We start from the raw sequence: 13,119 nt of genomic DNA, 5'->3' as shown, positions 1-13,119 counted from the left end.
CTTACAACTCATTCGATGATCCTGTACCTGTTGGATTGTCGCCCTTAAAGATCTACACAAGTACACTGAATCGCTGGCTTTTCTAAGAGTACAACCGGCTTCCGCTTTGCGGTGGAATCTCCTTGTGTTTTTTAACCTGGAAATTTAATGGTTACCAGACCAATAACTGTATTTATGGAATACGCCAGGGATAGGAATTTATTTCAGAAGTGCAAATGACTATGAATTTTGTGTAGAAGAAGAATTGGTGCGGAAAAACAAGAAATATTTCATAGTGCATACAGTTACAAATAGTCATGTAGTTGATGATTTCCCTGTGAGAATCGACGTCTTATATTCTACGCTTTTACACAAAGCACCGGTTCTAAATCTGGTCATCCTGCTAGTTACTAAAGAATTTGTCTTTTAATGCCAAAAATGCGACCTTCATCACAAAATAAAATATCTTTTTTTTAAATAAAATTTTATGTTTTTTCTCGGCTCAATGCTTACTGGATGACAGATAAAAATACAGGTTTGACTATTTATATAAAATTTTTATCTTGGATTTAATTTCATATCAGTAGCAGTTCAAATAGATTGCTGTATAGGTAGCGCAAAGGCATTTTATAGATTAAACGGAGTGCGTAATGATAAGAGCAAAGATAAGAAATAGGTTCCTGTTTTTAATAATCGGTTTGTTTGGTGCAGTGTCACAGGTTTACGCCTTTTGTACTCCTGCCGGGTGGACTGCAAGCTGCTCAGTCAATGGGGTTCAAGGGTATAAGGTTTGTGGTACTAACGGTTTTTTTGGGCCATGCATCACTCCGCCCCCGGAGGAATATACAGGCGATGTCGTGCCCAAATATAAGGTTTTAACGGTTGTGTATGCTCCACCGGGAACGCAGGGGGGCGGCAGTAGCAGCTCTGTCAATTACGGACTATCAAGCTCACTTGGGTCCACAGTTTCAGCCAGCAACTCGTTTAATAACAGCTATTCGGTTTCAGTAACAGCCTCAGGCGGCGTTCTTGGCAGTGGTGGAAGTATAGGTGGCAGTTGGGGCTTCGGCGTAAATTCCATGAATAGTGAGTCCATGGATATTAAAAAATCAGCATCACTGTCAATTAGTCGAGCAGGTCCATCCGTCGATGGTATCGACCATAATCGCGATCAAATCTGGCTTTGGCTTGGACCCAAAGTGAATATGACGATGACCCCAAATGCAGGGGAGTGGACGATTGATAACTCTGAGGTAATGGATCTTCAATATGTGTACGTGGGCTGGTTAAAAAATCCGAGCCAAATGCCTCCAGGGGTAACTGACCGCTTGGAGGCTTATGGAATCACTACAGCGGATTACCCGGAAATTTTAAAGGCCAATCCCCTGGCTGATCCATCCATCCCATTGGATACAAATCGTTATAAATCAGTTTACACGACCTTTCCCTATGAGCCGCCTTACGCGGCCAACGATCCGGTTTCCACACTGAGTTTTACGGCTACATTCGGCCAGACAAGCTCTTCCTCGTCTTCAGTCACGAATCAATACACTGTAGGAATGACGCAAAGTGGCAGTGTTGGTTTCGAAAACCTATTTACACTGAACATATCACAGCAGAGCAAGTGGACCTGGACAGACTCTGATACCCGGGCAAACTCATCCGGCACCTCAGAATCAGCTTCTGTAACCGTCGGTGGGCCATCTTTTGGTTACACCGGACCAACCGCTATGCAGGTTTACTATGATGTTATCTATAAGACTTTTGCATTCGTGCCAATTCCCCCAGGGGGAGTCCCACCATTTCAGGGGTCGTTGGTAAGTATTTCGGGCCAGCCCTTAAGCTCTAAAGAGGTGGTGGTAACCGCTGGAGATGTTGAGTACCGGACCTTTACCAACGCTAGAGGTGAGTATCGACTATATGGTGATATCCCCACCAATAGGCCCCTTGAGTTCAAAGTTGATGGTCTGGAAGTCAATTCGGTACCGTTCCAGGAAGATACTTATATTGTCATGCCCTAGATTCTTAATCTAACGGGATGAGCTAATTACTTAAGCTTTGGTATGTCCCAATAGTTGCTGGCGGCGTCGCACTACGGCGCCGCCAGCGAGAACTTCCAAAATTTGTTATTTTTCTGCACATCCAGTCAAAGACCTGGTTGGTAAACGTGTGACCGGCTGGAAGTTAAACCAGTCAATCACAGCTTTCTAAACTGGCGCTATTTACCCATCTACAAAGCAGCCGAATGCTATCCAATTGAAAAGGGGCAACCATTGGCTGCCCCTTTTATTAATTCGACAACTTATTGAGTTGCCAGTTTAATAGTGCCACCTCTTTTAAAAACTACCCATTAGGGAGACACCAGAATAGCTGCTGTAAGCACGTACCATTACATAATAGGTGCCGGCCTGGGGGTTGGAATAACTACAGGTTTCATTATTGCCCACGAAATAGGGGCGGCAATCGTAGGTGCCTGTCGTAGGCTGTGCACCATAGCGGAGATAGAGGTCCGCATCGCCACTGCCACCGGACATCTGAAAAACCAGGTTGCTGGCACCGGCAGGCACTGTCAGAGTGTAGTAAATTTCGTCACCGGTTGTGCCGGAGAGACTTGTCACCGGTACACCATTGACCAGAACACCGCCACCCGGGTTACCGCCGCCACAGCTGGCTGTGGACACACCAACGGTGTCGAATGCTGCAGTCACAGCGGTTAGGTCATAGTTCAGATCGTTGGTGGCAGATACCACACCGCAGGCCGCATTGACAAAACTGGAGGAGGGGCTCCAGTACATTTGGTTGGCGAGTACGAAAATATCAAATGCCTGCCGGGTATCCCAGCCGTTGCTATTGGCGATCAGGAAGAAGGCCCGGTTGAAAACCCCGGAGCTGTAATGCACGTTCATGCCGTTGAAATAGTCACTGGCGTGGCCGATGGAACGTCCATCTCGGGTGGGGTCTTCAAAATAACGCAGGGCACCGCTGCTTTTGAAAATTTCCGCACCCACGAGCCAGTCATTGCTGCCGCGCATATAGTACTCTGCCGCCTCGCCGGCTATATCCGAGAAAGCCTCATTGACGCCACCGGACTGGTTAAAATACTGTAGGTCAGAGTTCTGCTCGGTAAAACCATGGCTGACTTCGTGCGCCGACACATCCAGGCTGACCAGCGGGTAGAAACGGCTGGCGCCGTCCCCAAAAGTCATCTGCTGGCCATCCCAGAAGGCATTTTCAAAGCTGTTACCATAGTGGACCCGCATACGCAGCTTTTGGGTCAGCGGTGAGGTGTTATACCAGTCGCTGAACATATCGAATACCACTCCACCGAAGAAGTGCGCATCATTGAGAGGCGAATAGGCGCCATTGATAAAGCGGTAATCATTGAATGGACAGTTAAACTGGAATACAGAGCCACCGCTGGTGCGGTTATCCATATCGACGGTTTCCACATTGTCGGTGCTCATACGGCAGCTATCGTCGACAACCATTGGCGGGAAATCGGTGCCATAGAGGTAGCGACCGGTCTTCTCGTTACCTCCCGGGCCGGTGGCATTCTGTGCAAAGGTAAGGCCTTCCCAGTGCTCCAATACCTCGCCAGTGCGCGCATCTATAAAATAGAAGGGCCTTGAAGGTTCATCGCCATACTCAACCCAATTGACCAGGTAAGCGAGGCGGGAACGGTTGTTTTGGTCGAGATAAATATACAATCGCTGGTTCGGGTTCCGCGCGGCTAGCCGCAGGGCCGGTACCGACAGGGCCCCTGTTAGAGAACCCTCCTGCAGGCGGTTGTCGATCGCCCTGGACATAGCCCGCTCCAGCGCGTTGCGAGCCGGGAGTGATGGTTGCACAGAGGGAAGCTCCACAGCGAGCCCTGTGACTACGTTGCCGGTAACCTTTACCGCTGAGCCCAGGCTCGAACCGGTAACCGTCTGGCCCCATACCGGTATTCCCTGATGGGTCTGGCGGTAGCGGGTAACAACCCGGCCATCGGCTAAGGTGCGACTGCGCACCTTTTCCAGACTGACATCGGATCTCGCCGCAGCCCCCGTCTGTGCAGGCAGCATATCCGGAGTCGCTGGAACTTTATCTGCGGCCTGGACACTGGTAACTAAGGCCAGTGAACAGGTAATCCCAAGTAAAAGCTGTTTCATTTGATATTTCCCTATATGTGCTTGTGTATTTGCCGGGCCCTGCGGGCAGGGGAATACCCCATGGCAATACTAACTAGGCGCTTAAATCCTTGCGCAAAAATGACAAAGCTTAGCCCGAAAAAGCCGGCTCGCTGGAATGGTCAGAATGCAGAAGACGAACCGGAATGCCTGGGAAGAGAGCAACTGACTGCTATGGCATTCCACTTTCTCTAAACCTAGAGATTTACATGCCCGGTATCTCCGGACGGCATAAGGTTACTACGGATATCGCCATCTATGACAAAAAGGTGAATTTTTTATGAATTGCTCCCAATTTTTGCGAATTAGTTCACAAAACTGCAATACTTATCCTGCATTTGGGACTCTAATTGGTCCCTTTATTTCAATTTGCCACCAGCCTGGTTGGCCTCTTAATTGGGGTGGCTGGTTTAGGGAAGTGGCGGCACCGGATGAAAGTGCATCGGAGATTTTTAAAGACAATTAACTCATTCTGATTCTGCGGTATTTCGGGAGCTACGAATCTGGGAGCTCCGATTCCTGTCACTAAGACTTCGTTTTATGTAGAAGCTATACATAGTTAATAAATTTTTCATTAACCGCTCTTAATTTATTGATTTATATGTATTTTTTGTGTGGCAAACAGTTTATCTATGGTAGGGGTTAGGTTGTGGTAAAAGCCAAGGCTGCCTTCTGAATGGCCGCGACATCTATTGCCGGAGTGCAAGAAAAAAAGGGCCGCACAGCGGCCCAATCACAGTATAGAAATTGGCAATCGGAATTTACTTGAACTGCTCTTCTTCAGTTGAGCCGGTCAGGGCGGTTACGGAAGACTGGCCGCCCTGGATAACATTGGTCATATCATCGAAGTAGCCGGTTCCGACCTCCTGCTGGTGGGCTACAAATGTGTAGCCCTTGTCTGCGTCGGCAAATTCCTTTTCTTGTAACTTTATGTAGGCGGACATATCTTCGCGGGCATAGTCATAAGCCAGGTTGAACATGCTGTTCCACATATTGTGGATACCTGCCAGGGTAATGAACTGGAATTTGTAACCCATTGCCGACAGCTCCCGCTGGAATTTGGCGATAGTGGTATCGTCCAGGTGTTTTTTCCAGTTGAAGGAGGGCGAGCAATTGTAAGCCAGCAGCTGATGCGGGTACTCCTTGTGAACGGCTTCCGCGAATTTTTTCGCCTCGGCCAGATCCGGAGTGGCGGTCTCGCACCACAACAGGTCTGCATAAGGCGCGTACGCCAGGCCGCGGGCTATTGCCTGGTCAATGCCGGCTTTGACCCGGTAAAAACCCTCACCTGTGCGCTCGCCGGTAAGGAAGGGGGCATCGTAGGGGTCGCAGTCAGAGGTGAGCAGGTCGGCCGCATTGGCGTCGGTGCGGGCCACCAGGATGGTGGCTACGCCCTCGACGTCGGCCGCCAGCCGCGCGGCGACCAATTTTTGAATAGCCTCCTGGGTGGGCACCAACACCTTGCCACCCATATGGCCGCACTTTTTCACGGACGCCAGCTGATCCTCGAAATGGACACCGGAGGCGCCGGCGCGAATCATATTTTTCATTAACTCGTAGGCGTTCAGAACACCGCCGAAACCCGCTTCACCATCTGCCACTATCGGCGCAAAATAGTCGATATAGCCTTCGTCACCGGGGTTTTTACCGCTCTTCCACTGAATCTGATCCGCGCGTTCCAGGGCATTGTTGATCCGGCGCACGACGGAAGGTACAGAGTCGACCGCATAGAGGGACTGGTCCGGATACATGGTTTCGGAGGTATTGGCATCGGCTGCCACCTGCCAGCCGGACAGGTAAATGGCCTGCACACCGGCTTTCACCTGTTGTACCGCCTGGCCGCCGGTCAGGGCGCCGAGGGCGTTGACGAAATCCTTGTCGGGGCGATAGGAGGGGCGGCCACCCTCATGTAGCAATTGCCAGAGCTTCTCGGCGCCGTGTTGGGCGATGGTGTTTTCGCGTTTGAGGGAGCCGCGCAGACGTACTACATCTTCGGCACTGTAGGTACGCTTGACTCCCTGCCAGCGGAAATTCTCCGCCCAGTCCTTGTCGATGGCCGCGATTTCCGCATTGCGCTCATAACTGCCAGTGGTCATCTCTCACTCTCCTCGAAACTGTGACTGCGAATAAGTGTTGATTATGTTAGGCATGCTGGCATAATTCGCCTAATTTATTATTGTTATCTTCGCTATTAGTTTGGCAAATATGTTATGAAGTTGGAAAGAGCCGATCTCAACCTGCTGGTGTACCTGGACGTGCTGCTGCGGGAGCGCAATGTCACCCGTGCCGCCAATCACCTGGGCCTGTCGCAACCCGCCATGAGCAACGGCCTCAAGCGGCTGCGGGAGCTTTTTGGCGACCCTTTGCTGGTGCGCACAAGGGAGGGCATGATGCCCACCGAGCGGGCGCTGGAACTGCAGCCTATGACCCGCGAAGCCCTGGCCTGTATCGACCGTGTGATTCAGCCGAACCGGGATTTCCAGCCGCAACAGGCGCGCAGGACTTTTCGGATCATGGCCAGCGACTATGCGGAGTCGACACTGATCCCATCGCTGCTGACCCAGCTGCGAGAGCTGGCTCCGGGTATCAGCCTGGATATTATGACCCCCAGCGATGTGAGCTTTGTGGATGTGGAGCAGGGCAAGGTGGATATGGTGATCAACCGTTTCGACAGTATGCCGCAGAGTTTCCACCAGGCCACTGTCTGGCAGGACGCTTTTTCCTGCGTCATGGGGGCGGATAACCCCATTCTTCGCGACTACAATCTGCACAGTTATCTGGCCGCTCAGCACATCTGGGTGAGCAAGACCGGGATGGGGGTCGGCGTCGGTGTGAACCCGGAGGATGTGCAGCGTCTGGGCTGGGTGGACGAGGCCATAGCGCGGCTGGGAAAGAAACGTGAAATCGCTGTTTTTACCCGCCACTACCAGGTGGCTATGTTGCTGGCGGAGCAGAGCGACCTGATAGTGACGGTACCCACGCGACTGGCGCAACTGGCCCGCGACAACCCACGCATTGTGCGCCGCGACCCTCCACTGGAAATTCCTCCGCTGGAGTTGAAGATGGCCTGGAGCCCCTTGCTCCAGCAAAGCGCACCGCACCGCTGGCTGCGCCGGCTGATTCTGGATACGGCGCGCCAGTTGTAGTGGTTCGCGGAGTGCGACACTGGGACCCACCCGTTGTTGTGCTTCTGCTTTGAGAGGTGAAAATTCAGAAAATGAATGGCGGAGATTCGATCTATAAATTAACGCTATAAACAACCCACTGTGTAGAATGCCCGGAGTTCTCCCAACAGAAGTTTTCCCCAACCAAGGACACTGCTATGACAGAACGCGTTCAAATCGGCAATCTGCGTGTGGCATCAGAACTGCAGAAACTGATTGACGATGAAGTGATACCGGGGACCGGTGTCAGTGCCGAAGCGTTCTGGGCCGCTCTGGAAAAGATACTGGTCGATCTGGCTCCGCTCAACCGCGCCCTTCTGCAGCGGCGGGATGAACTGCAGCAAACCATCGACCGCTGGCACGAGGAAAATCCCGGTGCTTTTCGTGATCTGGACAGGTACCGGCGCTTCCTGCAGGAAATCGGCTACCTCCTGGACGAGCCTGGGGATTTCACAATTTCCACGGACAAGGTGGACCCGGAAATGGCCACTGTGGCGGGACCGCAGTTGGTGGTTCCGGTGATGAATGCGCGCTATGCGCTGAATGCGGCCAATGCCCGCTGGGGCAGTCTCTACGACGCACTCTACGGCAGCGATGTAATCAGTGAGGCGGACGGTGCGGAAAGGGGCGCTGCCTACAATCCCTTGCGCGGTGAGCGGGTAATCGAGTTTGGCCGGGATTTTCTCGATCAGTCGGTGCCGCTTACCAACGGCAGTCACCGCGACGTGGTGGAGTACCGGGTCAATGGTTTGTTGATGGAAGCCCTATTGCGCAATGGGGAAGTGGCGACTTTAAAGCGCCGCGGTGAGTTTATCGGCTTCAATGGAGATCCCAGTGAGCCGAGCGCTATTCTGCTGCAGCGCAACGGCCTTCATTTCGAGATTCAGATAGATCGCGACAGCCCCGTGGGCAAAGCCGATCCCGCCGGAATCAGGGACTTACTGATGGAGGCGGCGGTGACCACCATCATGGACTGTGAAGATTCCGTTGCGGCCGTGGACGCGGCGGACAAGGTGGCCGTCTACCGCAACTGGCTGGGTTTGATGCAGGGTACCCTGGAGGAATCAATCCGCAAGGGCGACAAAACCCTGCTGCGCAAGCTGAATCCGGATCGCGAATATACGGGACGGGATGGTACCTGCATCACACTGCCCGGCAGAAGCCTGATGTTGGTGCGTAATGTAGGGCACCTGATGACCAGTGACGCCGTGATAGATGGCGATGGCAGGGAAGTGCCCGAAGGTATCCTGGACGCTATGGTTACCAGCCTGATCGCCCTACACGATTTGCGCGGGGCAGGGGAGATGAAGAACTCCCGCACTGGCAGCATCTATATCGTCAAGCCAAAGATGCACGGTCCGGAAGAGGTACATTTCGCCAATACCCTGTTTGACCGTATTGAGGACGCGCTAGGGTTGGAGCGCAACTGCATCAAAATGGGAATTATGGATGAGGAGCGGCGCACTACCGTCAACCTCAAGGGCTGTATCCACGCAGCGAGGCAACGCGTGGTATTTATCAACACCGGATTTCTCGATCGTACCGGTGATGAGATCCACACCTCCATGCTGGCCGGACCAATGGTTCGCAAGGGCGACATGAAGCAGTCAAAATGGATTGCCGCCTACGAGGACTGGAATGTGGATATGGGCCTGGCGACGGGCTTCAGGGGTCGGGCTCAAATCGGCAAGGGCATGTGGCCCGTCCCGGACCAGATGGCGGCTATGATGGAGGCAAAGATCGCCCATCCGCTGGCCGGTGCCAACACGGCCTGGGTGCCGTCCCCAACGGCGGCCACCCTGCACGCGCTGCACTATCTGCAGGTGGACGTCGACCAGCGCCAGGAGGAATTGACCCAACGGGCCAGGGCCAAACTGGACGATATCCTCACGGTGCCGGTGGCGGACCACCCCGACTGGAGCGCAGAGGAGATACAGCTGGAGCTGGACAATAATGTCCAGGGGATTCTGGGATATGTAGTACGCTGGGTGGAGCAGGGAATCGGTTGCTCCAAGGTACCGGATATCCATAATGTGGGCCTGATGGAGGACCGCGCCACTCTGCGCATTTCCTCCCAGCACATTGCCAACTGGTTGCGCCACGACATCGTCAATCGCGAGCAGGTGATGCAGACCATGCGCCGCATGGCAGCGGTGGTGGATCAGCAGAATGCGGGTAACCCGGGCTATCGCAATATGGCACCGGACTGCGAGCAGAGCATCGCCTTCCAGGCTGCCTGTGAACTGGTACTGGAGGGTTGTTCACAACCCAACGGGTATACGGAACCGGTTCTGCACCGGCGGCGCAGAGAATTCAAGGCGATTCAAGGGGGGCGTTAAACCCCACTTTAGCCAGACCAGCCCGGCACAAGGGCCTATTGGAAAACAGCGTAAAATCAACTGGTTGAAAGCAACCCAGAAGGATTGTGGGCCCTTTTCGGCCAATCCCGTACAAAGCTGACCGCCTATTGATTTCGGTGACCGGCGCCCCCATAGTGAGTGTCTAGAAAGCTAGCACTCCAGATTCCATATGGTCTCTACACAGCTATTACAAATTATCCGCAGAGTCCCTTCTCAATGGACTATTCCTTTGGGATTCCTGGTCCTTTGTGGATTGATTGTCTGGGCTGTAAATCTGCCGGACCACAGAAACGGAATAGCACCGCCGGTATTCGCCAGCCAGGGGGCACAGCAGGTTTTAGCCGGTGCTGGCAGCGATTTACGTGTCCGGCCCGGTGTTCGCAAAGGCAAGTTTTTTTCCGATTCCGGCGACAGTCCCGACCAACCCTGCTGGGCAGGCGTAACTGCTACAAGCCTATTTGACCCCTATTTATTCCCACTCAATTCCCCCTTTCTCACAAATGTCCAGTTTACGGGAATAATCCGCTACCAACTGCCGTCCCCACGCGAGCCGCCACAAGTTTAATCCTCTGTTTTCAATTTTCTATACAAATTAGATTTGGCCGCTTTTGGCACAAATATCTTATGAGGGTTACCCATGAAATTCCTCTCTATGAGAGCGGTTGCGTACTGCCTGGCTATTTTTCTGGGCCTGCTCAGTGCGCTACCCAACCTTTTACCTGACTCTGTTATCGGCAAACTGCCCGACTGGTACACAGCCAATACCCTGGCTCTGGGGCTTGACTTGCGCGGTGGATCGCATCTGCTTTTGGAAGTGGATACGCGGGATCTGCTGAAAAGTAAGAACGAGCAATTGGCAGAGCAAATTGGCACAGCTCTGCACGGCGCACAGCTTGACTACAGCCTATCAAGAACTACTGAGAAGGCTATTTATATTGCCCCCAAAGGCTCGGTAAGTCTGGATGATTTAGAGTCTATTGCCCGCGATGTTGTTAAATCCATAGGGAATGCCTCCTCCTATTCAATTGATAGAGACAATGGACAGCTTGCCCTTGTAACTACTGACGCATATCGCGACAGCCTGACCGCTGATGCCGTGGAGCGTAGTCTTCAGGTGGTACGGCAACGCCTGGATGAAGTGGGTTTGGTGGAGCCGAGTATTACCCGCCAGGGCTCAGATGGTATCCAGGTGCAGTTGCCCGGTGTAGATAATCCACAGCATATCCGTCAGCTCCTGGGTACTACTGCAAAAATGAGCTTCCACTGGGCCGCCCCTAGCAGTTCCAACTCTCATGTCAGCACCATCACTCTGGCGGGTAAGAATGGAGCACCCTACAAGCTGGAACGGCGGGTTGCCCTCGAGGGCAAGCACATCGCCGATGCGCGGCTAGCCTATAACCCGGAAACGGGAGAGCCAGTGGTCAACTTTCGGCTCGACAAAGAGGGCGCCCGGCTCTTTGGCGACATGACCAGGCAAAATATTGGTCGTCCACTGGCTATTGTATTGGATGACCGTGTCATCACGGCCCCGGTGATTCGCGGTGTAATTGCTGGGGGTAGCGGAGAAATCAGCGGGTCCTTTACCTCCGGCGAGGCAGGCGATCTGGCCGTACTGTTACGCGCTGGGGCACTGCCTGCACCATTGAAGGTCATTGAAGAGCGCACTGTGGGCCCGGACCTTGGCAGGGACTCCATTGCCATGGGGATAACCACAGGTCTTATTGGCGCAGTGCTGGTTATCGGTTTCATGCTAACCGTATATCGCCGTTGGGGATTGATCGCTTGCCTGGGGTTGGGTGTTAATGTCGGCCTTGTATTCGGGGTTCTCAGTGTACTGGGGGCAACACTCACCCTGCCGGGTATTGCGGGAATTATCCTCACCGTCGGCATGGCAGTGGATGCAAACATACTCATCAATGAACGTATTCGGGAGGAGGGGCGCAAGGGTCGGTCAGCTTACGGAGCATTCGAGGAAGGATTCAAGCAGGCCTATCGCACCATAGTGGATTCCAACCTTACCACCCTCATCGCCGTCAGCCTGTTGTTTTTGTTTGGCAGCGGCCCGGTACGGGGTTTTGCTGTGACTATCGGCATAGGGTTATTGACATCCCTGTTTACAGCCATCTCCGTAACACGACCCCTGATGAAGTGGCGTGTGCGTAAAGCTGGTCGGCGCCCGTTCCAGCTCCCTGGTATCCAACTTATCAATCGGCTGAGCAGCCAAACCATTAATTTTATGAGAGGGCGGATTGCCGGACTTGCCCTATCCGTCGTTTTATCCCTATCTGCAGTGATACTTTTCATCCATCCAGGGCTGAACTACGGGATTGACTTTAGCGGTGGAACCCTCGTAGAGGTTCAGGCGCCGAACACCTCCGTCGAGGACCTGAGAAAAACCCTGACTCAGCAGGGCTTCAACCATGCAGCCATCCAGGAATTTGGCGAGGGTGGCGGAAATTACCTGATTCGTGTTCCATTGGGTAATGCAGGGCAGGGGGATGATGAGGTCGCCACGGGTCTGCCCGTGGAGCAGCTAAAACAAGCCGTGCTGCGGGATTCGCCTGAGGCCAAATTCCCCCGTGTGGAAATGGTCGGGTCCAAGGTGAGTGGCAATTTCTCTGATGCGACTATTTTGACATTACTGCTGGCTGGCGCTGGTATGCTGGCTTATCTATGGATGCGTTTCGAGTATCACTTTGCCCTGGCAGCAATCCTGACCATTGCCCTGGATCTCACCAAGACAATCGGTTTTTTTGTGCTGGCCGGTGTGGAATTTAACCTCACGGCAGTAGCAGCATTGTTGGCCCTGATGGGTTACTCCATCAATGACAAAGTGGTTGTTTTTGATAGGGTCAGGGAAAACCTGAGACAAACGCCGGATAAACCGCTCCTGCAATTACTCAATGAGAGTATCACCTCCACCTTGACGCGGACAGTTTTCACCTCTACAACCACCTTTATAGCGCTGCTGCCAATGGCGATCGCCGGAGGAGCTGCCGTGGCCAGCTTTGCATTGCCAATGCTGTTTGGAATTGCTATTGGCACAAGTTCCTCTATTTTTGTCGCAGCACCTATTGTGTACTACCTTGGGCAGCGTAGATTAAAAAAAGGGTTGTCCCAGTTGCGTCCGACCGCCGATGAGATCCGGGCGCAATTGGAGCAAATGCCTTAGGACAGCAGTTGAACCTGCCGAAGAAAAGTCTAGCATTTGGTTAGTTTGCGGTAGTAACCTATTAGAAGAGTCGGTATGCCCAGCCAACCCATCCTGGGAGTTGGCTGGGTATCAGATTCCAATAGTGCATCTGTCGGATAAATACAGGTTATTTCTATAGTTCAGCAACCGCTCGTTCTGCGGGTAGTTGCTGATTGACCGTCGAGCTCACGTACATGAGCTTTTTCAATGACAGAACTAGAAAACACCGGTTGTCAAAACGCCGCCGCCCCGGT

Annotated in this window: 6 protein-coding genes; 4 read left to right on the top strand and 2 right to left on the bottom strand. The window is 52.9% G+C overall.

Annotation, left to right across the window (positions count from 1 at the left end):
• The first annotated feature begins 629 nt into the window (after positions 1 to 629).
• Positions 630 to 2,000 (top strand): hypothetical protein, encoded by a 1,371-nt coding sequence (locus ABVT36_RS06040; RefSeq protein WP_368455744.1) that lies wholly within the window; start codon positions 630 to 632, stop codon positions 1,998 to 2,000.
• Between the two features lie 315 nt (positions 2,001 to 2,315).
• On the opposite strand, the gene ABVT36_RS06035 is transcribed toward ABVT36_RS06040, so the two are convergent.
• Both ABVT36_RS06035 and aceA read right to left on the bottom strand, forming a co-directional pair.
• Complete coding sequence (locus ABVT36_RS06035; protein WP_368455743.1) at positions 2,316 to 4,130, bottom strand: M4 family metallopeptidase; 1,815 nt, start codon at positions 4,128 to 4,130, stop codon at positions 2,316 to 2,318.
• A gap of 779 nt (positions 4,131 to 4,909) precedes the next feature.
• Positions 4,910 to 6,244: an isocitrate lyase gene (gene aceA, locus ABVT36_RS06030; RefSeq protein WP_368455742.1), complete on the bottom strand. Its 1,335-nt coding sequence runs from the start codon at positions 6,242 to 6,244 to the stop codon at positions 4,910 to 4,912.
• A 114-nt stretch (positions 6,245 to 6,358) separates the two neighbouring features.
• On the opposite strand from aceA, the gene ABVT36_RS06025 reads away from it, so the two are divergent.
• From ABVT36_RS06025 to secD, 3 genes are all read left to right on the top strand, one after another.
• Positions 6,359 to 7,294, top strand: coding sequence for a LysR substrate-binding domain-containing protein (locus ABVT36_RS06025; RefSeq protein ID WP_367151991.1), 936 nt, complete (start codon positions 6,359 to 6,361; stop codon positions 7,292 to 7,294).
• Between the two features lie 176 nt (positions 7,295 to 7,470).
• Entirely contained in the window at positions 7,471 to 9,651 is a 2,181-nt protein-coding gene (locus ABVT36_RS06020) for a malate synthase G (RefSeq protein ID WP_368455741.1), read from the top strand.
• 673 nt (positions 9,652 to 10,324) lie between these two features.
• Complete coding sequence (gene secD, locus ABVT36_RS06015) at positions 10,325 to 12,844, top strand: protein translocase subunit SecD (RefSeq protein WP_368455740.1); 2,520 nt, start codon at positions 10,325 to 10,327, stop codon at positions 12,842 to 12,844.
• Positions 12,845 to 13,119 lie beyond the last annotated feature (275 nt).

Origin of the sequence: Microbulbifer sp. TYP-18 (assembly GCF_040932045.1) — a bacterium.
Classification (GTDB): Bacteria; Pseudomonadota; Gammaproteobacteria; order Pseudomonadales; family Cellvibrionaceae; genus Microbulbifer.
Note: the sequence above shows the minus strand (reverse complement) of the source record. Positions and strands in the feature narration are given on the sequence as shown.

What these genes read in the sequence shown, in the direction of transcription:
- ABVT36_RS06040 (WP_368455744.1), top strand. Translation starts at nt 630, where the DNA reads ATGATAAGAGCAAAGATAAGAAATAGGTTCCTGTTTTTAATAATCGGT.
- ABVT36_RS06035 (WP_368455743.1), bottom strand. Translation starts at nt 4,130, where the DNA reads ATGAAACAGCTTTTACTTGGGATTACCTGTTCACTGGCCTTAGTTACC.
- aceA (WP_368455742.1), bottom strand. Translation starts at nt 6,244, where the DNA reads ATGACCACTGGCAGTTATGAGCGCAATGCGGAAATCGCGGCCATCGAC.
- ABVT36_RS06025 (WP_367151991.1), top strand. Translation starts at nt 6,359, where the DNA reads ATGAAGTTGGAAAGAGCCGATCTCAACCTGCTGGTGTACCTGGACGTG.
- ABVT36_RS06020 (WP_368455741.1), top strand. Translation starts at nt 7,471, where the DNA reads ATGACAGAACGCGTTCAAATCGGCAATCTGCGTGTGGCATCAGAACTG.
- secD (WP_368455740.1), top strand. Translation starts at nt 10,325, where the DNA reads ATGAGAGCGGTTGCGTACTGCCTGGCTATTTTTCTGGGCCTGCTCAGT.